Origin of the sequence: Lentzea sp. NBRC 105346 (assembly GCF_030269605.1) — a bacterium.
GTDB lineage: Bacteria > Actinomycetota > Actinomycetes > Mycobacteriales > Pseudonocardiaceae > Lentzea.
This window is the reverse complement of sequence record NZ_BSTQ01000002.1, coordinates 149,156-173,741: the sequence shown is the minus strand read 5'-3', so window position 1 is coordinate 173,741 and position 24,586 is coordinate 149,156. Positions and strand designations below refer to the sequence as shown.

Here is a 24,586-nt window from a genome sequence, read left to right as displayed (position 1 = left end):
GGATAACCGCACCACCGAAAGTTACTCGTTCAGATGACGCAGCACGGCGAGCACCCTCCGGTGGTCGTGCGGGCTCGCCGACAGGTCCAGTTTGACGAAGATGTTGGTGCAGTGCTTCTCGACCGTGCGTTCGGCGATGGACAGCCGCTGCGCGATCGCCTGGTTGGACCGGCCCTCGGCCATCAGCGCGAGCACCGCGCGTTCCCGGTCGGTCAGCTCGTCCTGGCCCTGGTTGTGCGCGCGCCGGCCGATCAGCTGGCTGATCACGGTCGGGTCGAACGCCGACCCGCCGCGGCCGACGCGCCGGATCGCCGCCGCGAACTCGGCGAGGTCCGACACGCGGTCCTTCAGCAGGTACCCGACACCGTCCGCGCCGGACTCCAGCAGCTCCGCGACGTAGCTGACGCGGACGTACTGCGACAGCACGAGCACGCCGATGCCGGGATGGTCGGTGCGCAACGTGATCGCCGCCCGCAGCCCCTCGTCGGTGTGCGTCGGCGGCAGCCGGATGTCCAGGAGTGCGACGTCCGGCGGGTCGTCCGCGACGGCGTCGAGGAGCCCGGCCGCGTCCTCGACCGCCGCCGTCACCTCGAACCCGGCCTCGGCGAGCAGCCGCGTCAGCCCTTCCCGCAACAGGATCGAGTCCTCGGCGATCGCTACGCGCACGGCAGTTCCACGTGCACCCTGGTGCCTCGGCTGGAGCTGTGCACCCGCAAGGTCCCCCCGTTCGCCTCGACCCGATCGGTGAGGCCACGCAGCCCGGAACCCCGCTCCGGGTCGACCCCACCGCGTCCATCGTCCTCGATCCGCACCAGCAGCGAGCCGGCCCCGCCCGTGACGGCTACGACCGTCCGGGTGGCGTGCGCGTGCTTGACGACGTTCGCGAGCGCCTCGGCGACGACGTAGTACGCGGTCGTCTCCACCTGCGGCGGCAACGGATCGGTCAGCTCCCACGTCAGGTCGACGCCCGCGGTGACGGCGGTCAGCTCGCGCACCGCGCCGTGCAGCCCACGTTCGGTCAGCACCGGCGGGTGGATGCCGTGGCACAGCGCGCGCAGCTCGTCGATCGTGGCCAGCACCGCCGCCTTCGCCTCGGATGTCAGCTGGTGCGGCGCCGTCGCCTCGGCGAGCCCGAGCGTCATCGCGACCGACAGAAGTCGTTGCTGCACACCGTCGTGCAGGTCCCGTTCGATGCGCCGGCGTTCGGCCTCCGAGGCCTGGAGCACCCGGTCGCGCGACTCGGCGAGCTGCCGCAGCCGGGCCCGCAGCTCCGCGGTGAGCCGTTCGTTGTCCAGCGCCAGCGCGACGGCCGCGCACGCCGCGTCGACCAGCTCCGGGTTGTCCAGCAGCACGGGATCGTGCGCGAGCAGCGCGACGCGGTGTTCACCGCGGTTGACCTGGGTGAGCACGTTCGACGGTTCGGGCGCCATCGGACTGCCGTCGGCGTCGACGTACCGCTGCTGCTCGGCGAGCCAGTACCCGACGCGCAACTCAGGATCATGGAGCGTGGTGGCCAGCGCGTCCCGCACGCTCGCACGAGGGTGCCCGGCGCTGAGCCGCACGACGAGGTCCGCGACGGCACCGCGGTCCATCCGCCTTCGCAGCAGTCCCACGAGGTAGGCGAGCGGGATGCCGCTGAGCGACAGCACCAGCGCGACGTACGGCGGCTGCATCCCGGCCCGGTACGCGGGCGCCCACGCCGTGACCACGCCGACCGCCAGCAGCGACGCGCCCACCATCATGCTCAGCGTGCGGCGCTGCGCCGGGCTGCTGCACATCCACTGCCGCACCAGCAGCACGAGCATCCCGCTCCCGACGACCGCGGTCATCGCGAACTCGGTGTCCAGCAGGGCTCGGTTCCCCCACGCCCGCGCCGCCGCCAGCACCGCGGTCTCCAGGTACGCCGCGCCCACCACCACCAGCCGCGGCACCGTGTGCAACCGTCCGGTCGGGAACGCCACGACGAGGTGCCCGAGCAGCGGTGCCCACACGTTCTGCGGGAGCAGCCACCAGAACGAGGTGTCGCTCACGACGCGGTCGATCAGCCAGCTGCATCCGGCGAGGACGAACAGCAGTCCGATCGGGTTGCCCGGCTGGAACCGCCGCCCCACCAGGCCCGCCACCAGGAACAGCACGCCGAGCCCGATCCGCAGGACGTCCACCAGCATGATCCCGACCGTACCGAGACCGGGAGTGCCGTTATGGCCACCTTCGCGGACCTCAGGTCCGCGAAGGTGGCCATAACGGTCGTACCGAGACCGGGATTGGCCGTTCGGCCTGGTCGCTCGGTACGTTCGTTCCGTGACTGTGGAACAGGTCGTCCTGCTGGCCGAGAACGGCACCGCGATCGGCGTCGAGGACAAGGCCGTGGTGCACCACGCCGACACGCCCCTGCACCTGGCGTTCTCCAGCTACGTCTTCGACGCCTCGGGCGGCTTCTGGCTGACCCGCCGCGCGCTGCACAAGAAGACGTGGCCGGGCATCTGGACCAACACCTGCTGCGGTCACCCGCTGCCCGCCGAGGACGTCACGTCCGCCGTCGTGCGCCGCCTCTCCGACGAGCTCGGCATGTCCGGTCTGGTGCCCGAGCTCGTGCTGCCGCGGTTCCGCTACCGGGCCGTCATGCCCGACGGGATCGTCGAGAACGAGATGTGCCCGGTGTTCCGCGTCGTCACCGACGCACTGCCGGTACCCAACCCGGACGAGGTCGACTCCACGGAACGCATGCCGTGGGCCGAGTTCGCCTCGTCCGTGCTGGACGGGTCGCGCGACATCTCCCCGTGGTGCCGCCTGCAGGTGGCTGAGCTGGTGGAGCTCGGCCCGGACCCCCTCAAGTGGCCGGTGGCAAGCCCCGAGGACCTGCCCCCGGCCGCCCGTTAGGCGCCGCTACGGGTACTTGTGGACGGCGCCGTTCTCGGCGATCGCCTTCTTCAGCGCCTCGTGCGCGTCGACGTTGTCGCGTGCCATCACCACGGCGATCGCCCCGGCCACGGTCGCGGCCGAGAACGAGGTGCCCTCCCAGCGCGCGTACCCCTGGAAGGTGACGACGCCGCCTTCGCGTAGCCGGACATCGCCGGTCAGGTATGTGCTGTCCACGTGCTCGCCGAGCGCCGTGCAGTTGACCCAGAGCGGGCGCGGACTGAACTCCGTCAGCGCCCCCGTCTGGGTGTGCGCGCCGACCGCGGTGACGTCGTCCAGTGCGGCGGGCCACGTCGGTGAGTCCTTGGTGATGCCGTTCTTCATGCCTTTGACGGCGCCGTGGTTGCCCGCCGCCGCGACGATGAGCATCTTGGACTTGAGCCGCTCGACGGCCCGCGCGACGATCTTCGGTGCCTTCCCGTCGTCGGTGTAGCACCCCATGGCCAGCACGAGGATCTTGACGTCGTCGGCGAGGAACCCGGCCAGTGCCTTGACCGTGTCCCACGCCGGCGCCTCGCCTTTGCGGTCGAGCACATGCCGCACGACGACGGTCGCCTCCGGCGCGGCGGCCAGGATGCGCCCGACGACGAACGTCGCATGGCCTTCCTCCCACAACTGCACATAGGAATCCGCAGGCAGGTACGGGAGGTAAGGGTCCGGGCTGCGCGTCTCGATGTGGTCGAGCAGTTTGTCGTGCTTGGCGATCTTGGTGTCGAGCACGCCGATCCGTACGCCCCGGCCGCCGCTCGGCGCGAAGAGCGGTGTGGCCGGAGGAGCGATGAAGGCGGGATCGAAGTCGGTGTGCGACTGCGTCTCGGGAGTTGCGCCGAACCGGCTGGAGATTGTGCGGTTCTTGGCGAGGAACGGCATCTGGTTGGAGTTCTCGAACCGTCTTCGCAGTTCGAAGAGGATGGGGTCGAGTTCGAGGACGGGGGTGGCGTCGATCTTCTTCTCGAGATCGGCCCGGTATTCGAGCTGCAACAGCTTCAGATCGAACTCGGGGATCGTCTCCACGGCGCTGTACTTGATCTGGAGATCGTCCAGCTCCGGCAGCACGACGGCCTCTTCGGTGCTGTCGATGACCAGCTGGTCGGGTACGTAGTTCAGGGGCGGTTGGTCAGGCATGGCGGTTGCCTCCCAGCAAGCTTGGTTCGCTGCCTAACTGAGATGTCGCCCGGATGCCGCCAGATACTTACTTGGCGTAGTAGCGCTCTTCGGGTGAACATGGGCGAATGCCGCCGGACAGCGCCGCGCTGGTGGCGCGGGAGGCGATGAGGCTCGCCGACGTCGATCCAGACCTCGCGATCCCGGTTGCCGAGCGGGCGGTGCGCCTGGCCTCGGGGGACCGGGACTTCGAGGGTGAGGTCGTGGCCGAGCAGGCGTGGGCGCGCGCCCTCGTGCAACGGGGTGAGGTGGCGTCCGCGATCCGGCACCTGCGCCGGGCGATCCGGCTCGCGCAACGGGCCGGGTTCACCGAGCTCGTGGCGGAGAGCCGGATGAAGCTGGCGTTCGTGCTCGTGCAACGCGGCAGCTCGCGGACGGCGTTGCGGGAGATCGACTTCGCGGTGCACGCCATGCCCGGCCAGGCGCGCGCACTGTCGCAACGGGCCGTCATCCTGTACCACGTCGGGCGGTTCGACGAGTCGCTCGTCGACTACCAGGCCGCGGTGCACGTGCTGCGCCGCGGCAACGACCCGCTCGAGCTGCAGCGCGCGATCCTGAACCGCGGTGTGCTGCAGGCGGAACGGCTGGAGTTCGAGGCCGCGACCCGCGACCTGATGGAGGCCGACCGGCTCGCCCGGCAGCTGGGCAACGACCTGGTAGTCGGGATCATCGCGCAGAACCTCGGGTTCGTGGCGAGCCAGCGCGGCGACGTGCCGGTGGCGCTGGAGTACCTCGAACGCGCCGAGCAGATCATCGTGACGCACGGCGGGCAGGTCGCGTCCGTCCTGCAGGACCGGGCGGAACTGCTGCTGTCGGTCGGCCTGGTGACCGAGGCCCGGCTCGCGGCGCAACGCGCGGTCGCCGCGTTCGAGGCGAGCGGGCGTCAGCTGAAGGTGCCGGAGCTGCGGCTGCTGCTCGCGCTGACCGCGTTGTTCAGCGGCGACTGGGCGGCCGCGGCCGAGCAGTCGGGCGCCGCGCTGCGCCAGTTCACCCGCCAGGGCCGCGACCGGTGGGCGGCGCTCGCCCGGCTCGCGGGGCTGCGCGCCGAACTGGGCGCGGGCGAGCGCAGCCGGATGAGCGCACGGCAGGTCGACGAGCTGGTGGCGACGCTGGCGGCGAACGGCCGTCCGCTGGCGGTCCTGCAGGCCCGGCTCGACGCGGCCCGGCTCGCCGAGCAACGCGGCCGGTCCGGCGCCGCACACCTCGTCGAGGCCAGCCGGGTGGCCCGGCGGCGCGGACCCGCCACGGTGCGCGCCCGCGGCTGGTACGCCGAGGCGTTGCTGCGGGAGCAGTCCAACCCCCGAGGTGCGGCGAGCGCGGCCCGGATCGGCTTGCGAATCCTCGACGAGCACCACGCCGCGCTCGGCGCGAGCGACCTCCGCGCGTACTCCGCGGCACACCGCGCGGACCTGGTCGAGCTGGGCCTGCGGATCGCGTTGCGCGACGGCCGCCCGGCTGGCGTGTTCGAGTGGGCCGAACGCGGCCGCGCCAGCCGGTTGCTGCACCGCCCGGCCCGGCCGTCCGACGACCCGGAGCTGGCCGAGTTGCTGCCGCAGCTGCGCGCGACCAGCGGTGAGCTGGAACGGGCGCGCGCCAACGGGTTGCCGGCCGCCAAGCTGTTCTCCCGCCAGGTCGACCTCGAACGCCGCATCCGCGACCGCAGCAGGCAGCTGCCCGGCGTGCCGGGCCGGCCGCCGGACCCGGTGTCGCCGAGGGACCTGAGCCGCGCGCTGGGCGACCGCGTGCTGGTCGAGTTCATCCAGGTGGGCCCGGACTTGCGCGCACTGACCTCGGTCGACGGCAGGCTGCGCCTGTGGAACCTCGGCCCCGCGCAGGCCGTGGCGAGCCTGCTGGACCGCGTGCCGTTCGCGTTGCTGCAACTCGCGCGGTCACCGCGCACCCGCGCCGAAGGCCTGTTGCGCGCCACGGCCGCCCAGCTCGACGCCGCCCTGCTCGCCCCGCTCGGCCTGGACGCGCGCCCGCTCGTCGTGGTGCCGACCGGCGTACTGCACAGCGTGCCGTGGTCGATCCTGCCGTCCTGTGTGGGCCGTGCGGTCACCGTCTGCCCGTCCGCGACGCTCTGGCACGAGGCCGCGACGCGCGCGCCGTCGTCGGACGGCGTCTTCGTCGCCAGCGGCCCCGGCCTGCCCGGCGCCCACGAGGAAGCCGTCGCCGTCGCCGCGATCCACCGCACCACGGCCGCGGTCACCGCCTCTGTAGACGACGTGTTGCGCGGCCTGTCGTCGGCCGCCACCGTGCACCTCGCCGCCCACGGCAAACTGGTCGCCGACAACCCGTTGTTCTCCGCGCTGCGCCTGCACGACGGCTCGCTGATCGTGCACGACGTCCAACGCCTGGACCGAGTCCCGCACACCGTCGTGCTCGCCGCGTGCGACATCGGCCGGCCGGTCGTCTGCGCGGGCGACGAACTGCTCGGCCTGGGCGCCACGTTCATCGAACGCGGCAGCGCCCGGCTCATCGCCTCCGTGGTGCCCATTCCGGACGCGGAGACCCGGTCGTTGATGATCGCGATGCACCAGCGGCTCGCGCTCGGCGAACCGCCCGCGCTGGCGTTGGCGCTGGCACAGCAACAGGTGGCGTCGCGCGGCCCCGCCGACCTGGCCGCCGCGGCGGGGTTCGTCTGCATCGGCGCGGGCTAGGCCGCGCCTGACGGACGCTCGCCCGCGATAGTCGCGGCCGAGGGGCCCGGAGGCGGCACCGCCGAGGCGACCGAATACGCCCGGTATGAGGCCACTTCGGCGGCACCGCCTCCGGACCGCTCGCCCGTGACTCTCATCGAACGGCATCCGTCAGGCACGGCCTATGCTGACCCTCGTGATCGACAAGGTGGCGTGGATTCTGCTGCGGGACAAGCGCGTGCTGGGCACCCGGTCGAAGGGCAAGGACACGTTCTATCTGCCCGGCGGCAAACGCGAGCCGGGGGAGTCCGATGTGGACACTCTCGTGCGCGAGATCGCCGAGGAGCTGTCCGTGCTCGTGGATCGCGAGTCGGCCGTTCCCGTCGGTGTGTTCGAGGCGCAGGCGCATGGCCACGCGAGTGGAACGATCGTGCGGATGTCGTGCTACACCGCGTCGTTCAGCGGTAACCTCGCGGCCGCCAACGAGATCGAGGAACTGGCCTGGTTGACACTCGCCGACCGCGACCGCGTCTCGCCGGTGGACCGCATCATCTTCGCCCACCTGCACGAGAAGGGGCTGCTGGAATGACCCTGCTCTTCGAGGACAGGTTCGACACGCTCGACGAGGCCCGCTGGCTGCCGTACTACCTGCCGCAGTGGAGCTCGAGGGCGGCCACCGCCACCCGGTACACCGTCGGCGACGGGTTGAAGCTGCGCATCGACGCCGGCCAGGCGCCGTGGTGCCCGGAGTTCGACGGCGACATCAAGGCCACCGTGCTGCAGACCGGCGTGTTCTCCGGCCCGGTGGGCAGCGGTCTCGGCCAATGCCACTTCCGCGAGGACCTCGTCGTGCGCGAGGCGCAGGAGAACCGGCGGCTGTTCACGCCGACGTACGGCCGCTTCGAGATGCGCGCCAAAGCCCTCGACCACCCGAGGTTCATGGTGGCGTTGTGGATGATCGGCTACGAGGACGAGCCGCACCGGTCCGGCGAGATCTGCGTCGCGGAGATCTTCGGCAAGAACGTGCGTGGCGACAGCGCCGGGATCGGTATGGGGCTGCATCCGTTCAACGATCCGGGGATCCGCGACGAGTTCGAGGTCGTCGACGTCCCGATCGACGCTCGCGAGTTCCACGTCTACGCGGCCGAGTGGCGGCCCGGGAACGTGCGGTTCTTCGTGGACGGCGAGCAGGTCAAGGTCGTCGACCAGGCGCCGGATTATCCGATGCAGTTCATGCTCGGCATGTACGAGTTCCCCGGCGCCGAACCCGCCACGTACCCGCAGGAGTTCGCCGTCGACTGGATCCGTGCCTACGACTGAAGTTCCTTGCGCAGGAACGAGAGCACGTCGTCCTTCAGCGTCTCGTGGTAGCTCTCGCGGTCGAACCCTTCGGGGTCGATTGACGGCTCGAAGTCCAGCCGGACCAGCTCAGCCGGCAGCGGGTCCTGGAACGAGAAGTGGCCCGCGCCGGGCACCACGAGGTGCTCGACCGGCCCGCTCGCGCCGTTCGCGATGACCTCGCCGTGCCACGGCGGCGTGTACGGGTCCTTCTCCGCGCTGCGCACGAGGATCGGCGCGGTGACGTCCTTGAGCGCGTCCCCCGGGAACCACGGCGCGGCGGGTGCGAGCAGCACGAAGGCCTTGATCCGGTCGTCGTGGTGGACCTCGAACGGCCTCGGCTCGCCGCCCTCCTGCTCGGGTGGTGCGACCGGGTTGCCGCCCGCGAGCGCCAGGCCCGTGTAGCCACCCAGTGAGTGGCCGATGAAGCCCACGGTCGTGATGCCGAAGGCCTCGTGTGCGTGGTCGATGACCTTGCTGATGTGCAGCGGCCGGTTGAGCAGGATCTCCACGGTGTGGGCGAGCGAGTCGTCCCGGTGGTTGTTGCCCGGATGGTCCGGCATGGCGACGACGAACCCGTTGCGCGCCAGGTGCGCGGCGAGCTCGCGGTGCATCAGGTGCGTGCCGCCCGTGCCGTGCGAGATCGCGATCAGCGGGAACCCCGTTCCCGCAACGGGTGCGTCGAGCGCGACGTCGACCTGGTAAGGGCCGAAGTTCTCGGTCCGTTCCGCGGATTCGGTGGGATACATGAAGTGCCCGCGGATGTCGTCGATCTCGAACTCGCGGCAGCCTGCGTTCATGATCGCGATTCTAGGGCGCGGTACATGACGTACAGGCCGGTTCGGCCCTTTTGCGGATGCGCGAACGCTCCGGGCACCGTGCCGACGATCTCGAAGCCCAGCCTCTGGTAGATCGCGGTCGCCGTGGTGTTGGACTCGGCGACGGCGTTGAACTGCATGCCCGCGAACCCTTGTGTTCTCGCCCAATCAAGTGCGAACGCGCACAGCTTCGTTCCCACACCCAGGCCGCGCGCGTCTGCGGCGACCATGAAGCTGGCCGTCGCGACGTGCGCGCCGGGGCCCGCCCGGTTCGGGCCCATCTTGGCCGTGCCCTGTACGCGGTCGTTCCGGGTCGCCACCACGGTCAGGCCCGGCGGGCGCTCGACCCAGATGTCGTGCGCTTCCCGTTCGGACATGCCGGGTTCGTAGGTGAACGTGTCGCCGGCGCGGATCACGTCGCGCAGGATCGGCCACGTCTGGTCCCAGTCGGACTCGGTGAACTCGCGGATCTTCACACGATGATTCTCGTGTCGGTGACCAATTCTTTTCTGATGTAGTAGATCTCCTCGTCCAGGTACCAGGCGCCCTTGGTGATCGCCTTCGCCTCTTCGAGGAACGCGTTGAGGCGCGGTGTGTGGTACTTCGCGAGCGGGTTGTCGTGGGTGGGCGGGAAGTCCGTGAACCCGTCCAGGACGCCCGTGACGTGCGGAAACCAGATATCGCTGTACACGTGGAACCGGACCTGGTCCTTCCCCGCGGAGATCTCCAGCGGTGGCCGGTCCTTCATCAGGATGTCGTCGTGCCGCGCGTCCTCGGGCCTGAGTTCGCGCAGCAGCGCGCCCAGGTTGTCGATCTCCTGCTCGACGATCCGGCCCGTCGCGTCGTAGAACGCCATGCGGTTCAGGTCGTGGCGCTGGGCCGCTTCCCGGAAGTCATCGGGGTGCGCTCCCTCGGCGACCCACGTGATCATCGGGTCGTCGTGGACGATCCAGAGGTTCCTCACGCGATGATTAAAACCGTTGGCGGACCACGGAGGCCCCTGTTACCTTGCCGGCAGCCGTGCGAGAGACCGAGGAGGTGGTACCCGTGAACGTTTCGACATGGGTGCTCCCCTCAGGGGTCACGGTCGGGCGATAGGTCGTCCGGGAGCGCCGTTTTACGAGCTCCCGAAAGGCACGACCATGAAATTCACCTCCGAACAGCGCTTCGACGACGGCGTCCTCGAGCGCGAGTTCACCCTCGGCGACATCCCCGGCATCCTCTGGACGCCCGCATCCGCACCGGCCCCGCTGATCCTGGCCGGCCATCCCGGCGGACTTCAGAAGATGTACCCCCGCCTGTCGGCCAGGGCCCGGCACTCCGTCGCGCAGGGCTACGCCGTGGCCACCATTGAGCTGCCTGGATGCGGTGACCGGCCTCGTTCCGCTGCCGCGGAGGAGGCCCGCGCCGACCTGCGCCGGGCGGTGCAGGCAGGCGAACCGGTCGGCGACGACATCGTCGACCGGCTCGTCCTCCCGCTGGTCGACCAGGCGGTCCCGGAATGGCAGGCCGCCCTGGACGCCCTCCTTGCGCTGCCCGAGATCTGCGGCCCGGTCGGGTACTCGGGCGGGGTGATCGCCGTCGGCACCCGGCTGGCGGTGGTCGAGCCGCGCATCTCGGCTGCCCTGCTGTTCGCCGGGAGCTTCGTGCCCCGCAGCATTGTCGAGGAGGCCCGGCAGGTCACCATTCCGCTGCTGGTTCTGCTGCAGTGGGACGACGAGGGCAACGACCGGCAGCAGGCCCTCGACCTGTTCGACGCCTTCGGCTCCAAGGAGAAGACGCTGCACGCCAACATGGGCGGGCACACCGGCGTCCCGTGGTTCGAGGGAGACGACGGGAACCGGTTCTTCGACCGGCACCTGAGGTGAGCCTGTCGGTTCGCTGAAGCCCGGAACCGGGCGAAACGCCCATCCGTTGGTCGGGCGTGCTGCTACCCCGACTGACCGCCGCCGGCGGATCGCTGGCCGTGCTCGTGACCGTGGCGATGATCGGCGCGCTCGACCTGACGGTCGGCGCCGTGAGTCGCACGATCAGCGTCTACGCGCTCGGCCCGTACCGCTGGGTGTTCGACAGCGCGGTGCTGTTGCTGGCCGCGGGCTCGCTGGCGATCCTCGGCGTGCTGGTGCATAGAGGGCTTACCAGCTGGCGGTCGGGTGGGGCGATTTTTCTGCAACTGTGGGCGGTGGGGCTGGCCCTCGTCGTGGCGTTCCCGAAGCACAACTGGGCGGTCGGGCCCAGCATGAGCGGCAGCATCCACCGGTTCGCGAGCCTGCTGGCGTTCGTGAGCCTGCCGGTGGCGCTGGTCCTGCTGGCCCGGCCGTGGTTGCGGCACGCGCGCTGGGCCTCACACGCCCGGTGGACGCTCGGGGCGGGCGTGCTGTCCGTACTGGCGTTCGCGCCGATCCTGTACGCGGTCGGCGTGAACGTCGCCGTGGGCACGGCCTGGTGGCGCGTGTTCCCGTTGGGCTACACGGAAAGGTTGCTCGTGGCCACCGAGGTGGCGGCCCTGCTCATCCTCGGGGTGTGGGCGCTGGCTAGTACAGCGAGTCCAGCACGTCCGCGTAGCGCTTCTCGATCTCCCGCCGCCGTGGCTTGAGGCTCGCGGTCAGCAGGCCGTCCTCGACGCTGAAGTCCCACGGGATCACCGCGAACTTCTTGATCGTCGCGTGGCGGGGGAGGTCGGAGTTGACGGCGGCCACCGCGCGCTGGACCTCCTGGTCGATGTCCAGGTCGGACGCGACGGTGTCGGGGTCCATGGTCACCAGCGCCACGCAGTACTGGCGGCGGTCGCCGTGCACCAGCACGTTGCTGATGTACGGCGACGCCGCCTTCAGCTTCGACTCGATGGGCGTCGGCGCCACGTACTTGCCGCCGGAGGTCTTGATCAGTTCCTTCTTGCGGTCGGTGATGCGCAGCCGGCCCGCTTCGTCCAGTTCGCCGATGTCCCCGGTGTGCAGCCAGCCGTCGATGAGCGTGGCGGACGTGTCGGCGGCCCGGTTGTGGTAGCCGCGCATCACGCCGGGGCCCGCCACCAGCACCTCGCCGTCTTTGGCGATGCGGACCTCCATGCCCGGGATGGGCGGGCCGACCGTGCCGAACGCGTGGTCGCCCGGCCGGTTGAGGAACGTCGCCGCCGACGACTCGGTCAGGCCGTAGCCCTCGAGGATCGTGATGCCCGCCCGTTCGAAGAAGCGGCCGATCTCCTCCGACAGCGGCGCCGAGCCGGACACGAAATACCGGATCCGGCCGCCGACCCGCTCGCGCAGCTTGGAGTACACCAGGCGATCGGCCAGCCAGTGCGTCCACTGTGGATGATCGCGGTCGGCCCACTCGAAGATCTTCAGCGCGAGACCGCCCTTGGCCCGCGCGCCGGCCACGATGCGGCCGTGGATCTTCTCGAAGATGCGCGGCGCGGCGGCCACGATGGTGGGCTTGAGCTCGCCGAGGTTGTCGACGATCCGGTCCACCGAACCGTCGACCGCGGTCGGCACGCCCGCCGCGATCATCGCCATCGTCAGCACCTTGCCGAACGCGTGCGACAGCGGCAGCCACAGGAAGTGCAGGTCGTCGGGGCGCAGGATGCCCAGCGACGCCACGGCCTCCGAGGTGCGCAACCAGTTGTCGTGCGTCAGCTCGACGCCCTTCGGCGTGCCCGTAGTGCCGGAGGTGTAGATCAGCGTGGCGAGGTCCTGGGGGCCGATCGCGGAGATCAACGCGTCGTAGTCGCCGTCGGCTTCGGGCACGGCGCCGAACTTGAGCACGTGCTCGACGTCGGCCATGGCAGCCTGCTCGTCGGTGTCGACGACGGCGATCGTGCTGCCCGAGTCGGTGAGGATGTGCGCGACCTCGCCCGGCGTGCTGTTCGGGTAGATCGTCGTCGTGGCGCCGCCCGCCGCGAGCACCGCGAGGTCGGTGATCACCCAGTCGATGCTGGTGGCGCCCATGAGCGCCACCCGGTCGCCGGGCTTGAGACCGAGCTCCTTGAGGCCGAACGCCTGGCGCCGCACCCGGTCCTGCAGCCGCGCCCACGACAGGCTGGTCCAGCCGTCGCCGTCGCGGTATCGCATCGCTTCCGCGCCGGGTGTCACGCCGACGCGCTCGCGCAGCAGGTCCGGGATCGATTGCGCCATTGCAGGTCTCCTCTGGAGCGTCGCTCTAGAGCGGTACTCTAGCGCCTATGGCCGACCCAAGGAAGTCTGTGCTGGACGCCGCGCTCGCGCTCGTCGACTCGGGCGGCCTGGACGCCGTCACGATCACCGCGCTCACCGACCGTTCCGGCGTGTCGAACGGGAGCATCTACCACCACTTCGGCAGCCGGGCCGGGGTCTTCGCCGCGCTCTACGTCGACAGCTACGCCAGCGCGGTGGCCGCGATGAGACCCGCACTCGACGACCGGCCGGCCGCTCTCGTCGTGCGAGACCTGGTGGGCCGCTACCTCGACTGGGTCGTGGCGAACCCGTCGCGTGCCCGTTTCCTTTACACCGCCCCGGCGACGGCCGACGTCGAGGCGAAGCGCGCCCTGTTCGAACCGGTGCTGACGTGGTTCGGCAGCCGAATGGAGTCGGGCGACCTGCGCCGACTGCCGGACTGGGCCCTGGATCCCGTCGTGATGGGCCCCGCACACGAGACCGTGCGCCGCGCCCTGATGGGTGCTTTTCCGTTGGGAGAAGCGCGATCTTTCGTGATCGACGCCGTGTGGTCGGTCGTCCGCCCGTAGGGTTATTGCCATGGCAACTTGGGGTCACCTCGCGGAGTACGTCCGCCAGTCCTACGAAGTCATCAGCGAAGAGCCGGACGAGATCCGCATTCTCGTCGGTTTCGGCGACGTGGAGGAGGACGACGACCCGCGCACCCAGGTGGTGCTCATCTGCCGCGAGGTGCTCGACAAGCAGCACGAGTGGGTGCAGATCGCCTCTCCGTGCGGCCTCGCGTCCACGGTCAACCTGCACGCGCTGCTGGAGGAGGTCGGCAAGTCCACCGTCGCCGCGGGTGTCGCGATCATGGGCGACCACGTGGTGCTGCGCCACTCGCTGCCGCTGGCGAACCTCGACATCGAGGAGTTCACCGAGCCGCTGGCCCTGCTCGCCGGCACCGCGGACACGCTCGAGGAACAGTTCTGGGGCGGCGACGGGTACTGATGTACGACCTCGGACCTGTTGGCCGGTCAGGCGAACCCGACCGCGTGCCAGATGGAGCTCTTGTCCACGTGAGGTAGCAGTAGTTCCGTCAGTACGGGATCCGGGCGGCCGTTCAACGCATCGGAAGCGATGCGGCGCGCGACGCCCGCGAGGAAGTCGGCGACCTGGATGCGGGCGTCGGCCCGCGCGGCGACGAGCGTGATGCCTGCCAGCCGCGGTGACCGCGAACGCAACGCGGCGATGCGTTCGTCGGTGAGCGCACGCTGCCGGTCGTGGATGATCGACACCTGACCGGGCCACAGCTCGACCGCCCGGAGAATGGCCGGGTACAAGGGATCCGAGGCGCCGTGCCGTTCGAGGAACAGCGCCTTGTCCACCAGGTGCACGAAAGCGTTGCCGTGGATGGGACTGCGCGGGCCGAGGAACCATTCGAGCACCGCGCGGTTCTTCTCCCGCAACAGGTGGTTCGCCTTGTACTCGACGGCGGGGGAGCGGATCCAGTCGCGGATCCGCCGCACGCAGTCCTCGGCGACCGACCGGGATATCCCGACGCTCGCGTGGGCGAAGACGTCCGTGACCCCGCCGACGAGGTTGGTGCCCTCGGAGCCGGACTCGTCGCACGCGATCTCGATCATCGCAGGCCGAAGAGCGCTCGGCTGAACGTGCGACTCTCGAGGGCAACGGTGTTGTCGACGAACTGGTCGATGGCGCCGGTCAACGGCAGGTCGCGCAAAGCCGGGTCGTCGATGGCCGCGATCAGGGCGAGAGAGAACCGCCCGGCGGCCAGCACGCGGTAAGGCCGGTCGAAGAACGGACGCGTGGCGGGATCGACCGGTTCGGTGAGTCCGGCCTCGTTGTGCAGCGTCCCAACGGCTTCGTATGCGGCGGTCAGGCACCGCTCGCGGTCGTGCCAGTCGGTGGCCGCGAGCGCGGCGGTCAGCATCGGGGTCAGTCGTGCCGCGAACCGTAGCCGGGCGAACGCGCTGCCGAGCCACTTGCTGTAGGGCGGGTAGACCCGCTCCAGCAGCAGGCACAGCCGCATCAGGTCGCGGACCAGGCGAGCGGTGACCACCGCCGATCCGAGGTCGTCGCCGACGTCGCCGCACCGCCCGACGAAGGGTTCTTCCTCGCAGACGCGTTGCCATTGGCACGCCAGCAGGTAGCGCCACACGTCGTCGGGGTACCAGGACAGGTCCCGCCGAATCCGGTGCAGCCCGAGGTCGTCGTGGAAGACCTCCCCGCCGGTGACCTCGGCGAACGTCTGGGTGGGCGTCGCCAGCCAGTCGAGCGTGGTGATCTCGGTGCGGGGATCGAAACCGAGGTGGCCTTCGAACCAGGCGCCGAGCTCGGTGACCACGATTCCGTTCGGCAGCATCGGGTAGCCGGCGAACGTGGCGGGCAGGTGTTCCGTGAGCATGCGGGACACCTCGGCGCACGGTTCGCCGGGGTGCAGGAACAGTTGAATGCGTGGTCCCCAGTCGTGGTCGGTGGAGCGCTGGGTGTCGAACCCGAGGATCTCGGAGCCACGACCGATCAACGCCGCGGTATGGGCCAGTCCGGGAAAGTGCCGCGACAGCAGGGGACGGACCGCCTCGTGGTAGAGGCGGCCGGACAGCTCCACACCGGGAATGAACGCTGGTCGCACGCGGAGCAGGGTGCCCGACCCGGCGCCGGTCCCGCGACCGCATTTGAGAGGTGCTCACGCCTTGTGCCGGGACGTTCGCGAAACGTTGACAGGTCTAGCCCTTTAGTGCTGTGATCCATCGCACAGATAGGAAACTTTCTTTACCGAAACCCGCCGCCGCACCTGCTCATCCAGAACGGAAAGTGGGAGGCACCCTGTGGCCAGATCCCTGCTAGCCATAGTCCCGGCAGCCGCGCTCGCGTTCGCTCTCCCCGCGCCGGCGGTCGCCGCTCCGACGCAGTACCAGGCAGAGACCGGCACGGTGATCACGCAGGGCGTGGTCGAGTCGAACCACGCCGGCTTCACCGGCAGCGGCTTCGTCAACTACAACAACATGGTCGGCAGCGCCGTCGAGTTCACGGTCAGCTCGCCGGCGTCCGGCCTCGCGACGCTCACGTTCCGGTACGCCAACGGCACCACGGCGAACCGGCCGATGGACATCTTCGTCGCGGGCGCGCTCGCGTCCGACGAGCTGTCGTTCCCCGGCACGGGCGCGTGGACGACGTGGCAGACCCGCACCGTCACGGTGCCGCTGGCGGCGGGCACCAACAAGGTCAAGGCCGTCGCGACCACCGCGAACGGCGGGCCGAACCTCGACCGCCTCGACGTCGAGCCGCCGTCCGGACCGCCGGACACCGAGAAACCGAGCCAGCCGCAGAACCTGCGCTCGCCGTCGAAGACCTCGACCAGCGTGACGCTCGCGTGGGACGCCTCGACGGACAACGTCGGCGTCACCGGCTACGTGCTCTCCAGCGGTCAGACCGCGACCGGGACGACGACGACCGTCACCGGTCTGCAGCCCAGCTCGACCTACACGTTCACCGTCCAGGCACGCGACGCCGCGGGCAACCTGTCCGACGCCTCCGCGCCGGTGACCGTGACGACGTCGCCGCCGTCCAGCGGCGGGCGACCGGCCGAGGTCAACGGTCAGCTGCACGTCTGTGGCGTGAAGCTGTGCAACCAGTACAACAAGCCGATCCAGTTGCGCGGCATGAGCACGCACGGCCTGCAGTGGTACGCGCAGTGCATCAAGCCCGCGTCGCTCGACGCGCTGGTGAACGACTGGGGCGGTGACTTCATCCGCATCTCCATGTACATCCAGGAGGGCGGCTACGAGACCAACCCGCGCAAGTTCACCGACCTGGTGCACAGCATCATCGAGCAGGCCACGCAGCGCGGCATCTACGCGCTCGTCGACTGGCACCAGCTGACGCCCGGCGACCCGAACTACAACCTGTCGCGCGCCAAGACGTTCTTCACCGAGATCGCCCAGCGGCACAAGGACAAGACGAACATCATCTACGACATCGCGAACGAGCCGAACAACGTCTCGTGGGCGAAGGTCAAGTCCTACGCCGAGCAGATGGTCCCGGTGATCCGCGCGATCGACGCGGACAGCCTGATCGTGTCCGGCACGCACGGCTGGTCGACGTTCGGCATCTCCGACGGCCAGGACGTGTCGTCGGTGCTGAACAACAAGGTCAACGCGACGAACTTCATGTACTCGTTCCACTTCTACGCCGCGTCGCACAAGACCGAGTACATCAACGCGCTGTCGCAGGTGGCGGACGCCGTGCCGGTGTTCGTGACCGAGTTCGGCACGCAGACCTCGTCCGGTGACGGCGGCAACGACTTCACCACGTCGCAGAAGTACATCGACCTGATGGCACAGAAGAAGATCAGCTGGGCCAACTGGAACTTCTCCGACGACGAACGGTCCGGCGCGGTGTTCAAGACGGGCACCTGCTCGGGCAGCAACTTCACCGGCACCACGGTGCTGAAGCCCGCCGGTGTCTGGGTGCGCGACCGCATGCGCACGCCGGACGACTTCCCGACGAGCTGACAACCGGTCGTGAGTGGTTTCCGTTGCCATAGCGACGGAAACCACTCACGACTGTCATAGCGGCCAGGTGTGGACCGGTTCGTTGGCGTGCATGAGTTCCACGTAGGTGCGCAGCATCGTGCGCAACGCGTCGGCCCGGTCGAGGTGGCTGTGGTCGTAAAGCTTGTGGAACTCACGGGCCTGCCACGTCGCCCCGTTGACACCCGCGAGGGCGCGCTGCTCGATCACGCCGAGGAGCCGGTCCCGTTCCGTGCTGTCCACACCCCACCGGATCAGTCCCTCGTGTGCCAACGGAAGAAGCCTGCGCAGCACGAGTTCGACGACCGGGACGGTGCCGACGCCCGGCCAGTACATCTGCGCGTCCATGCCGTTGCGGGCGCCCGCGTAGAAGTTCTCCTCGGCGGCGCTGAAGCTCATCTGTGACCACAGTGGACGCTCGTCCTCGGCGAGCGCGCGGACGAGTCCGAAGTAGAGCGCGCCGTTCGCCAGGGTGTCCACAACGGTCGGGCCCGCCGGCAGCGTGCGGTTCTCGACGCGCAGGTGCGGCTTGTCGCGAACCACGTCGTACACTGGCCGGTTCCACCGGTAGATCGTGCCGTTGTGCAGCCGCAGCTCGGACAGCTTCGGCACGTCGCCGCGGTCGAGCACGTCGACCGGATCCTCGTCCTCGCAGATCGGCAGCAGCGCGGGGAAGTACCGGACGTTCTCCTCGAACAGGTCGAAGATCGAGTTGATCCACCGTTCGCCGAACCACACGCGCGGGCGGACGCCCTGCGCCTTCAGCTCGTCGCCACGCGTGTCCGTGGCCTGCTGGAACAACGCGATGCGCGTCTCGCGCCACAGCTCCTTGCCGAGGAAGAACGGCGAGTTCGCGCCGAGCGCCACCTGCACGCCCGCGATGGCCTGCGCCGCATTCCAGTAGGCGGGGAACTGCTCGGGGCTGACCTGAAGGTGGAACTGGGTGCTGGTGCACGCGGCCTCGGGCACGATCGAGTTCGCGGTGAGGTGCAGCCGTTCCACGCCGTCGATCGCGATCTGCAGGTCCTCGCCCCGCTGCGCCAGCACCTGCTCGTTGAGCAACGCGTACCGCGGGTTGCTGGACAGCTGCTCCGGGTTGAGGTGCCTGGCCCGCAGCGTCGGCAGGATCCCGTTGACCACCATGTGCGCGCCGACCCCGCGGGCCTTCTTCTCGGCGTCGTTGAGGCTGCGCCGCACGGTCTCCTCGAACGCCGTGATGCCGCCGCCGGCGAGCCGGCGCGGCGCCACGTTGATCTCGAGGTTCCACTGGCCGAGCTCGGTGACGAAGTCCGGGTCGTCGATGACCTCGAGGGCCTCGTGGTTCTTCATGGCCGGGTCGCCGTGCTCGTCGATGAGGTTGAGCTCGATCTCCAGGCCAGTCATCGGCCGTTCGAACTCGAACCGGGAGTCGCGCAGCATCCGGGCGAACACGTCGAGGCATCGGCGCACCTTCGTGCGATACCGCGTCCGGTCCTCTCGGGTGAACTCGTGCTTGGCGACGTCCTCACCCATGGCTGCCTCCTCGCGGTCGAGGCTTCACCCCACCACTGTGCACCATGGTTGATCAATCCGACAGCCGTGTGCAGTCCTCAAAACGGCGCGGGAGCGCCCCGGAACGGGTTCCGGGGCGCGATCTCGTCAGCGCGATCTCGTCAGTCGGTCACCAGGATGCCCTCGGGAATGCCGGCGACGTCGACCTGGCGCCAGATCTGACGCGTGCCCGGCAGCTCGTGGTAGCGCCGCAGCCCGGCGACGCCGCTCAGCCAGCCGCCCCACGCGGCATAAGGCGGGTTGTCGGGGTCGAACCCGCTGTGCACCAGGGTGAGCCGGGTCTTGCCCTCCGAGCCTTCCAGCTCCCAGGTGGTGGTCTCGTTGTCGACGAACCGCAGCGCCGCCTTGCGGCCCGGTTCGAACTCGACGAACTTGGCCCCGCCGGGGTCCACCTCGAACCCGCCCATCGCGAAGCGGCCGCCCAGATAGGGCTCGATGTCCACCTTGGCACCAAACCACTTCTCGAACACCTCCGGCTGGATCATCGAGTCGAACACCTGCTCCGGTGCCGCGTCGATGACGACCGACGTGCTCAGTTCCCTCGACGTGAAGTCGACCATCGGGGTCAGCTCGCGCCCGGCCACATAGTCGGCCAGGTTGGCGATCGCCAGCGACCAGAACGTCTGCAGCGCGCCACGGGCACCGGCCCGGTCGTGAATGATGTCCTCGAAGCTGGGCAGGTCGCTGTGGCTCAGCGTGACCAGCGTGCCTTCCTCGTCCTCGGCCAACGCGAACTCCACCGTGGCCTCCACGCCCTCCACGGTCCAGCCGAACCGGATGGTGTGGTCGTCCACGTGCAGCACGCGCTGGTGCGGCTCGGCACCGTCCGGTGTGAAGCGGCCCCAGAACTCGTACTTGCCGGGCAGGTCGACCTCGGCGTGCTCGGCCAGCCAGACGCGCAGCGCGGCCGGATCGGTCAGCGCCTCGTACGTGAGCTTCAGCGGCGCCGCGACGACGGCGGTCAGACGCATGTCAGGTTCGGTCATCGGGATCTCCCTTGGGATAGCAGGCGACGGCCAGGCGGAACGCGTCGCCTTCGGCGCCGCCGTAGCGGGTGAACAGGTCCTGCAACGACTGCTGCAACTCGTCGAGGAACGCCTTGCGTTGCTCCGGGCGCACCCGGATCTCGCCGGACACGCCGATCGACGGCAGGTCCGGCCGGGTGAGGTCGAGCGCGGCGACGTCCGCCTGCACGTCCTCCATCAGGTCGACCAGGTAGCCCAGGCTGAGCTGGTCGCGGGTCTGCCGCAGCCCGATCCGGCCCACGAGGCTCGGGGACAGCCAGTACGACCGGCCGGCCGCCTGGTAGATGCCCTCGTTGATCCCGCGCACCCGGCGCTCGGCCACCAGCCGGACGAGACCGGCCTCGAGCAGGCGTTTCACGTGGTAGTAGACCCGCTGCGGGGTCTGGTCGAGCTCCACCGCCACCTCGGTGCACGACCGGGGCTCGGCGAGGTGCCGCAGCACTTCGATCCGCTGCGGCTTGAGCAGGGCCTCGGCCTGCTCGATCTGATCGAGGTAGACGACATCTCTCATGGCGAAAACCAGTCTTTACGTCAAAAAACTTTTTGTCAATGGGCTGCGGCGAGCGACCTGAGGGTGTTGGGACTCAGGTCAGGCCGGCACGGCGATAGCGGTCAGCAGGATGCCGTCGCGAACGATCCACCGGCCGCTGTACCCGCTCACGGGTGCGTCGGGCAGCAGGATGCGCGCCTCGAACGTGCCGCCGGGGTCGAGCGTGATGTCGGCGTCCTCGAACCCGAGCCAGCGCTTCGCCACCGGGTACCACGCCTTGTAGACGGACTCCTTGGCGCTGAACAGCAACCGGTCCCAGCACACGGTGGGATCGATGGCCTCGAGCTTCGGCATCCGGTCGAGCTCGGTCTGCACGGCGATCGCCTTCAGCACGCCGTCCGGCGCGGGCGCGTGCGGCTCGGCGTCGATGCCGATCGTCGCGAAGTCCGTGCCGCGGGCCAGTGCGACGGCCCGATACCCGGTGCAGTGCGTGATGGCGCCGACGATGCCGGTCGGCCACAGCGGCTCACGCTTGGGACCGGGCAGGATCGGCGACGGCGGGAGGCCCAGGACGTTCAACGCCTCGCGCGCGCACCAGCGAGCGGTGCTGAACTCGCGGCGGCGCTTCTCGACGGCCTTGCCCAGCACGGCCTCCTCCTCGGGGAAGAGGGTGATCTCGGCGTCGTCGAACCGCTCCACCGCCGCGATCGGCGGCGGCAGCAACTCCTTCAGCACTAGGACTCCCGCAGCACGTCGTGGAGAAGGACCTGCCGGTCGCCGCGCGGCTGCCACTCGCGCGGGTAGCCCAGCGAGACCTCGTCGAACCGTACGCCGTCGTACCAGGTGGTGCGCGGAATGTGCAGGTGCCCGTAGACCATCTCCCTGCAGTTGAACCGCAGGTGCCAGTCGGCGGTCGCATCCGTTCCGCACCACAGCGCGAACTCGGGGTAGCGCAGGACGAACGTGGGGTCGCGCACGAGCGGGTAGTGGTTGATCAGCACCGTCGGTCCCTCGACCGCGGACAGTCGTTGCGCGGTCTCCTCGACGCGTGCGGCGCACCACTCGGCGCGTGAGGCGTACGGCTCGTGGTGCAGGAAGTACTCGTCCGTGCACACCACGCCCGCGTCGTGGGCGGCCTTCAGCGCGCTCGTCGTGTCGTGCGTGCCCTTCGGGCGCCACGTGTAGTCGTAGCCGATGAACAGCGGGCACACGGTGACCGGCCCGCCCTCGCCGTCGAAGACCTCGTACGGATCCTCCGGCGTGACGACGCCCAGGCCGCGGCACAGCTCGACGAGTTGCTTGTAGCGAACCTCGCCGCGCGACTGGACCGCGTCGTCCTTCGTGGTCCACAGCTCGTGGTTGCCCGGCGACCAGACCAGCTTCGCGAAATGCTTCTGCAGCGTCGTGAGGGTCCACTCGATGTCGGTGAACCGTTCGCCGATGTCGCCAGCGATGATCAGCCAGTCGTCGTCGGACGACGGACGCATCGTCTCCACAACATGACGGTTGTCCTGGTAGGAGACGTGGAGGTCGCTGGTGGCCAAGAGCTTCACGCTTCGGACCATATCTCACCGACCAGTGGCGTTTGACGGGAAACGACCGTCTATCCGTTCGTCGCAGGTGCGCGTCCGCTCGTCTCAGTACGTCTTACCACGTGCCGCGATACCCGCCCCGCTCGTCGCCGGGGATGGCCTACCTACTTACCTGTTTCTCCGGACGCTTCCTACTGTGATCGCAGTCACCTGAACGGTAGAAGTCCTGGCGGAGGACCCCAAATGACCGAGTCACAGTTCGCAGCTCGCACCCCCGACCCACGCCTCGCGCGGCAGGTACCGCCACGCCAAGCGCCGCAACGGCCGCTTCCCCCGAGGCATGTGCCGGCCGGGCCGCACGCATCCGGTCAGGTCCCCCAGCGCTACGGCGCCCCCGTCGACCCGCGCCTCGCGGGTTCCCCCTCGTTCCGCCGGACCGTCGGCGCCGAGATCGCCCGGCACGCGCAGCAGCAGTCCGCGTACGCCGGCGTCCCGCAGCGCCGCACCACGGCCGAGGACACCGCACTGGCCACCCTGCTGCGTTCGCGTCAGCGTGCCGAGTCCGCCCGCCAGGACACACGGAACGCCGACTGCAGCACGCCGCGCCAGGACTCGTGGATGCGCCCCGGTGCGTGGCCCGAGCACAGCTGCGACGGTGGCCGTGGTGACGTGATCGAGCAGCTGTCGGCCCGCCTGGTGCCGCCGTCGCTGTGGGCGGTCGTCGAGCCGCTCATCCCGCCGGCCAAGGTCCGCCGCCAGGGCGGCGGCCGCGGCCGTGTGTGCAACCGCGCCGTCTTCACCGCGATCGTCTTCGTGCTCTCGTCCGGTTGTGCGTGGCGGCACTTGCCCGCGTCCTTCGGGGTGACTGTGCCGACCGTGCACCGGCGGTTCCAGGAGTGGACCGACCTCGGGCTGTGGGTGCGGCTGCGTCGCGCTGCCATGGAGGGCGCCACCGGTGCCGACGAGGTCGACTGGATTCGCGCTGTGCTGGACGCTGCTGACCGTCGGGCGGCCAAGGCTGCCAGCTGATTTACCCGAGTCTTCGGCCCGGTCGGTGGAGTCATGCCGGCCGGGCCGATTTCACTTGGCACACTGAACAAGTGATCAGAGACGACTTCGTTTCCGTGGCCCGCGGCGCCGCAGCTCTCCTTCGTAACCCGGCTGTGAAAGCGAACTGGCACAAACCCAGCGCACTGCCCGAGTTCCGGGTCAGCGGGCTCGCCGGTCACCTGGCGTTTCAGGTCCTCGTACTCCCGGACGCCCTGAAAACCGTCCCCGCCGAAGAGACGATCCCGCTGCTCGAGCACTACAACCGAGCGCAGTGGATCGGCGAACCGCTCGACTCACAGTTCAACACCGGCATCCGCGAAGGCGGCGAACGCATAGCCGCGAACGGTCCCGAGGACCTGGCGGCAAAGGTCGAGGCGGCCATCGGCGAGCTGGAGTTCCGCGACGGCCCCGCCAGGCTGCCGTTCTGGGGGCCGTACTCATTGACGACCGACGACCTGCTGATCACCCGCATGATGGAACTTGTCGTGCACGCCGACGATCTGGCGTTCAGCGTCGGCGTCGAGACGCCCGAGTTCCCGCCGGGCGCCGTGGAGGCCGTGGTCGACCTGCTCTCCCGAATCGCGATACAGCGGCACGGTGCGACCAACGTGATCCGGGCGCTCAGCCGCAACGAACGAGCACCCGAAAACATCGCCGGAATATAACCGTCATGGGACATCGTCGATGGCGTCTTCTCCGCATGGAAGGGAGTCGTCATGGAAACCCTGTCCCATCGCGCCATCGCGATGCTCCGCGCTGTCGCCGCCGGCCGCGCCGAACTCACCCGTAGCTGCGAGCCCGACCTGCGGGTCGACCACCTCTGCTGCTGCGACCAGAGCGTGACCCGGCTGCTGGTGGCGCTGGGCCTCGTCGCGCCGAAGTGCGAGGGGCCGGTCGGCACGTGGGTGCCCGCCCAGCTGACTCCCGCGGGGATGCACGCGCTGGCCGCCTGACCGCTCGGCGACGCGAACGGGTGATGCCAGGCGACCTGGGCTGCACGGGAGCGCAGACTCGTTAGTCATGAGACGAACAACTACCGCGTTATGCGCCGTGCTTCTCCTGCTGTTATCGACCGCCACCCCTGCCTTCGCGATCGACGGGACCGCGGGCCTCAACGTCCTCGTGCCGTCCACGTGCGCGGGACTGCCCGGCCTCCTCGACGACACGGCCGCGATCCCCGACGAGCTCTACGAAGCACACGGGTGCGGCAGCAAGATCACCGTCACCGGTCCCGAAGGCACTGGGCAGGCCACGGTGACGCAGAAGTGTGATGGATGCAAGAAGGGCGACATCGACCTCAGTCCGGCCGCGTTCAACAAGATCGGCGGTACGCGCGAAGGCCGGGTCAAAGTCACCTGGAGCTTCCTCTAGCGGAGA

At 69.5% G+C, this 24,586-nt stretch carries 26 protein-coding genes and 1 pseudogene; 13 read left to right on the top strand and 14 right to left on the bottom strand.

Going from position 1 to position 24,586, the window contains the following annotated elements:
* Window positions 1-21: 21 nt before the first annotated feature.
* Window positions 22-666, bottom strand: a complete 645-nt coding sequence (locus QSK35_RS05095; RefSeq protein ID WP_285742792.1) for a LuxR C-terminal-related transcriptional regulator — start codon at window positions 664-666, stop codon at window positions 22-24.
* On the bottom strand, window positions 657-2,168 hold the full coding sequence (locus QSK35_RS05090) for a sensor histidine kinase (RefSeq protein WP_285742790.1): 1,512 nt from the start codon (window positions 2,166-2,168) through the stop codon (window positions 657-659). Before QSK35_RS05090 ends, QSK35_RS05095 begins: the two co-directional genes overlap by 10 nt.
* A gap of 139 nt (window positions 2,169-2,307) precedes the next feature.
* Between QSK35_RS05090 and idi the strand changes: the two genes are divergently transcribed.
* Window positions 2,308-2,880 (top strand): isopentenyl-diphosphate Delta-isomerase, encoded by a 573-nt coding sequence (gene idi / locus QSK35_RS05085; protein WP_285743587.1) that lies wholly within the window; start codon window positions 2,308-2,310, stop codon window positions 2,878-2,880.
* 6 nt (window positions 2,881-2,886) lie between these two features.
* On the opposite strand, the gene QSK35_RS05080 is transcribed toward idi, so the two are convergent.
* Window positions 2,887-4,044 (bottom strand): S8 family peptidase, encoded by a 1,158-nt coding sequence (locus QSK35_RS05080; RefSeq protein WP_285742788.1) that lies wholly within the window; start codon window positions 4,042-4,044, stop codon window positions 2,887-2,889.
* A gap of 107 nt (window positions 4,045-4,151) precedes the next feature.
* Between QSK35_RS05080 and QSK35_RS05075 the strand changes: the two genes are divergently transcribed.
* The 3 genes from QSK35_RS05075 (at window position 4,152) to QSK35_RS05065 (ending at window position 8,042) form a co-directional block, all read left to right on the top strand.
* The gene (locus QSK35_RS05075; protein WP_285742787.1) at window positions 4,152-6,743 is read left to right on the top strand and encodes a CHAT domain-containing protein; all 2,592 of its coding nucleotides are present in this window, start codon (window positions 4,152-4,154) and stop codon (window positions 6,741-6,743) included.
* Between the two features lie 175 nt (window positions 6,744-6,918).
* The gene (locus QSK35_RS05070) at window positions 6,919-7,311 is read left to right on the top strand and encodes an NUDIX hydrolase (protein ID WP_285742785.1); all 393 of its coding nucleotides are present in this window, start codon (window positions 6,919-6,921) and stop codon (window positions 7,309-7,311) included.
* Complete coding sequence (locus QSK35_RS05065) at window positions 7,308-8,042, top strand: glycoside hydrolase family 16 protein (RefSeq protein ID WP_285742784.1); 735 nt, start codon at window positions 7,308-7,310, stop codon at window positions 8,040-8,042. Before QSK35_RS05070 ends, QSK35_RS05065 begins: the two co-directional genes overlap by 4 nt.
* On the opposite strand, the gene QSK35_RS05060 is transcribed toward QSK35_RS05065, so the two are convergent.
* Genes QSK35_RS05060 through QSK35_RS05050 form a run of 3 tightly spaced genes read right to left on the bottom strand, consistent with a single transcriptional unit; the run spans window position 8,033 to window position 9,842 of the window.
* A complete protein-coding gene (locus tag QSK35_RS05060) occupies window positions 8,033-8,860 on the bottom strand; it encodes an alpha/beta hydrolase family protein (RefSeq protein WP_285742783.1) in 828 nt (275 codons plus the stop codon). The genes QSK35_RS05065 and QSK35_RS05060 overlap by 10 nt on opposite strands.
* Window positions 8,857-9,354, bottom strand: coding sequence for a GNAT family N-acetyltransferase (locus QSK35_RS05055; protein WP_285742782.1), 498 nt, complete (start codon window positions 9,352-9,354; stop codon window positions 8,857-8,859). The genes QSK35_RS05060 and QSK35_RS05055 overlap by 4 nt, the downstream gene beginning before the upstream one ends.
* Window positions 9,351-9,842 carry a hypothetical protein gene (locus tag QSK35_RS05050; RefSeq protein ID WP_285742780.1) on the bottom strand — a complete coding sequence of 164 codons (492 nt, stop codon included), beginning with the start codon at window positions 9,840-9,842 and terminating at the stop codon, window positions 9,351-9,353. Before QSK35_RS05050 ends, QSK35_RS05055 begins: the two co-directional genes overlap by 4 nt.
* 178 nt (window positions 9,843-10,020) lie before the next feature.
* Between QSK35_RS05050 and QSK35_RS05045 the strand changes: the two genes are divergently transcribed.
* Window positions 10,021-10,746, top strand: a complete 726-nt coding sequence (locus QSK35_RS05045; protein WP_285742778.1) for a dienelactone hydrolase family protein — start codon at window positions 10,021-10,023, stop codon at window positions 10,744-10,746.
* Window positions 10,747-10,802: 56 nt separating this feature from the next.
* A complete protein-coding gene (locus QSK35_RS05040) occupies window positions 10,803-11,474 on the top strand; it encodes a DUF998 domain-containing protein (RefSeq protein WP_285742776.1) in 672 nt (223 codons plus the stop codon).
* On the opposite strand, the gene QSK35_RS05035 is transcribed toward QSK35_RS05040, so the two are convergent.
* Window positions 11,413-13,008, bottom strand: coding sequence for an AMP-dependent synthetase/ligase (locus QSK35_RS05035; RefSeq protein WP_285742775.1), 1,596 nt, complete (start codon window positions 13,006-13,008; stop codon window positions 11,413-11,415). The two genes, QSK35_RS05040 and QSK35_RS05035, sit on opposite strands and share 62 nt — an antisense overlap.
* 47 nt (window positions 13,009-13,055) lie before the next feature.
* On the opposite strand from QSK35_RS05035, the gene QSK35_RS05030 reads away from it, so the two are divergent.
* Together QSK35_RS05030 and QSK35_RS05025 are read left to right on the top strand one after the other, a co-directional pair.
* The gene (locus QSK35_RS05030) at window positions 13,056-13,595 is read left to right on the top strand and encodes a TetR/AcrR family transcriptional regulator (protein ID WP_285742774.1); all 540 of its coding nucleotides are present in this window, start codon (window positions 13,056-13,058) and stop codon (window positions 13,593-13,595) included.
* Between the two features lie 10 nt (window positions 13,596-13,605).
* Window positions 13,606-14,016, top strand: a complete 411-nt coding sequence (locus QSK35_RS05025; RefSeq protein ID WP_285742771.1) for a type III secretion system chaperone family protein — start codon at window positions 13,606-13,608, stop codon at window positions 14,014-14,016.
* A 26-nt stretch (window positions 14,017-14,042) separates the two neighbouring features.
* On the opposite strand, the gene QSK35_RS05020 is transcribed toward QSK35_RS05025, so the two are convergent.
* Window positions 14,043-14,651 carry an NAD-dependent protein deacetylase of SIR2 family gene (locus QSK35_RS05020; RefSeq protein ID WP_285742769.1) on the bottom strand — a complete coding sequence of 203 codons (609 nt, stop codon included), beginning with the start codon at window positions 14,649-14,651 and terminating at the stop codon, window positions 14,043-14,045.
* Entirely contained in the window at window positions 14,648-15,661 is a 1,014-nt protein-coding gene (locus tag QSK35_RS05015) for a DUF4037 domain-containing protein (protein WP_285742767.1), read from the bottom strand. Before QSK35_RS05015 ends, QSK35_RS05020 begins: the two co-directional genes overlap by 4 nt.
* 196 nt (window positions 15,662-15,857) lie before the next feature.
* On the opposite strand from QSK35_RS05015, the gene QSK35_RS05010 reads away from it, so the two are divergent.
* A complete protein-coding gene (locus tag QSK35_RS05010) occupies window positions 15,858-17,543 on the top strand; it encodes a cellulase family glycosylhydrolase (RefSeq protein ID WP_285742766.1) in 1,686 nt (561 codons plus the stop codon).
* A gap of 54 nt (window positions 17,544-17,597) precedes the next feature.
* On the opposite strand, the gene QSK35_RS05005 is transcribed toward QSK35_RS05010, so the two are convergent.
* The 5 genes from QSK35_RS05005 to QSK35_RS04985 all read right to left on the bottom strand — a co-directional run bounded on the left by QSK35_RS05005 (window position 17,598) and on the right by QSK35_RS04985 (window position 22,192).
* Window positions 17,598-19,073, bottom strand: coding sequence for a glutamate-cysteine ligase family protein (locus QSK35_RS05005; RefSeq protein ID WP_285742765.1), 1,476 nt, complete (start codon window positions 19,071-19,073; stop codon window positions 17,598-17,600).
* Window positions 19,074-19,213: 140 nt separating this feature from the next.
* Window positions 19,214-20,098, bottom strand: coding sequence for an SRPBCC family protein (locus QSK35_RS05000; RefSeq protein ID WP_285742763.1), 885 nt, complete (start codon window positions 20,096-20,098; stop codon window positions 19,214-19,216).
* A complete protein-coding gene (locus tag QSK35_RS04995; RefSeq protein ID WP_285742762.1) occupies window positions 20,085-20,648 on the bottom strand; it encodes a helix-turn-helix domain-containing protein in 564 nt (187 codons plus the stop codon). The genes QSK35_RS05000 and QSK35_RS04995 overlap by 14 nt, the downstream gene beginning before the upstream one ends.
* A gap of 78 nt (window positions 20,649-20,726) precedes the next feature.
* A complete protein-coding gene (locus QSK35_RS04990) occupies window positions 20,727-21,362 on the bottom strand; it encodes a 4'-phosphopantetheinyl transferase family protein (RefSeq protein ID WP_285742760.1) in 636 nt (211 codons plus the stop codon).
* Entirely contained in the window at window positions 21,362-22,192 is an 831-nt protein-coding gene (locus QSK35_RS04985) for a metallophosphoesterase family protein (RefSeq protein ID WP_285742758.1), read from the bottom strand. The genes QSK35_RS04990 and QSK35_RS04985 overlap by 1 nt, the downstream gene beginning before the upstream one ends.
* Window positions 22,193-22,828: 636 nt before the next feature.
* On the opposite strand from QSK35_RS04985, the pseudogene QSK35_RS04980 reads away from it, so the two are divergent.
* The 4 genes and pseudogenes from QSK35_RS04980 to QSK35_RS04965 form a co-directional block, all read left to right on the top strand.
* Window positions 22,829-23,185: pseudogene (locus QSK35_RS04980) on the top strand (transposase); the annotation flags it as partial.
* A gap of 74 nt (window positions 23,186-23,259) precedes the next feature.
* A complete protein-coding gene (locus QSK35_RS04975) occupies window positions 23,260-23,874 on the top strand; it encodes a maleylpyruvate isomerase N-terminal domain-containing protein (protein ID WP_285742756.1) in 615 nt (204 codons plus the stop codon).
* 51 nt (window positions 23,875-23,925) lie between these two features.
* Complete coding sequence (locus tag QSK35_RS04970; RefSeq protein ID WP_285742754.1) at window positions 23,926-24,162, top strand: hypothetical protein; 237 nt, start codon at window positions 23,926-23,928, stop codon at window positions 24,160-24,162.
* A 67-nt stretch (window positions 24,163-24,229) separates the two neighbouring features.
* Window positions 24,230-24,580, top strand: coding sequence for an RlpA-like double-psi beta-barrel domain-containing protein (locus QSK35_RS04965; RefSeq protein WP_285742753.1), 351 nt, complete (start codon window positions 24,230-24,232; stop codon window positions 24,578-24,580).
* Window positions 24,581-24,586 lie beyond the last annotated feature (6 nt).

Bases quoted from the DNA above. Each gene is read 5' to 3' on its own strand.
- QSK35_RS05030 (WP_285742774.1), top strand. From the start codon at position 13,056: ATGGCCGACCCAAGGAAGTCTGTGCTGGACGCCGCGCTCGCGCTCGTC.
- QSK35_RS04965 (WP_285742753.1), top strand. From the start codon at position 24,230: ATGAGACGAACAACTACCGCGTTATGCGCCGTGCTTCTCCTGCTGTTA.
- QSK35_RS05075 (WP_285742787.1), top strand. From the start codon at position 4,152: ATGCCGCCGGACAGCGCCGCGCTGGTGGCGCGGGAGGCGATGAGGCTC.
- QSK35_RS05035 (WP_285742775.1), bottom strand. From the start codon at position 13,008: ATGGCGCAATCGATCCCGGACCTGCTGCGCGAGCGCGTCGGCGTGACA.
- QSK35_RS05025 (WP_285742771.1), top strand. From the start codon at position 13,606: ATGGCAACTTGGGGTCACCTCGCGGAGTACGTCCGCCAGTCCTACGAA.
- QSK35_RS05060 (WP_285742783.1), bottom strand. From the start codon at position 8,860: ATGAACGCAGGCTGCCGCGAGTTCGAGATCGACGACATCCGCGGGCAC.
- QSK35_RS04995 (WP_285742762.1), bottom strand. From the start codon at position 20,648: ATGAGAGATGTCGTCTACCTCGATCAGATCGAGCAGGCCGAGGCCCTG.
- QSK35_RS05080 (WP_285742788.1), bottom strand. From the start codon at position 4,044: ATGCCTGACCAACCGCCCCTGAACTACGTACCCGACCAGCTGGTCATC.
- QSK35_RS05045 (WP_285742778.1), top strand. From the start codon at position 10,021: ATGAAATTCACCTCCGAACAGCGCTTCGACGACGGCGTCCTCGAGCGC.
- QSK35_RS04970 (WP_285742754.1), top strand. From the start codon at position 23,926: ATGGAAACCCTGTCCCATCGCGCCATCGCGATGCTCCGCGCTGTCGCC.
- QSK35_RS05065 (WP_285742784.1), top strand. From the start codon at position 7,308: ATGACCCTGCTCTTCGAGGACAGGTTCGACACGCTCGACGAGGCCCGC.
- QSK35_RS05090 (WP_285742790.1), bottom strand. From the start codon at position 2,168: ATGCTGGTGGACGTCCTGCGGATCGGGCTCGGCGTGCTGTTCCTGGTG.
- QSK35_RS05005 (WP_285742765.1), bottom strand. From the start codon at position 19,073: ATGGGTGAGGACGTCGCCAAGCACGAGTTCACCCGAGAGGACCGGACG.
- QSK35_RS04985 (WP_285742758.1), bottom strand. From the start codon at position 22,192: ATGGTCCGAAGCGTGAAGCTCTTGGCCACCAGCGACCTCCACGTCTCC.
- QSK35_RS05000 (WP_285742763.1), bottom strand. From the start codon at position 20,098: ATGACCGAACCTGACATGCGTCTGACCGCCGTCGTCGCGGCGCCGCTG.
- QSK35_RS05020 (WP_285742769.1), bottom strand. From the start codon at position 14,651: ATGATCGAGATCGCGTGCGACGAGTCCGGCTCCGAGGGCACCAACCTC.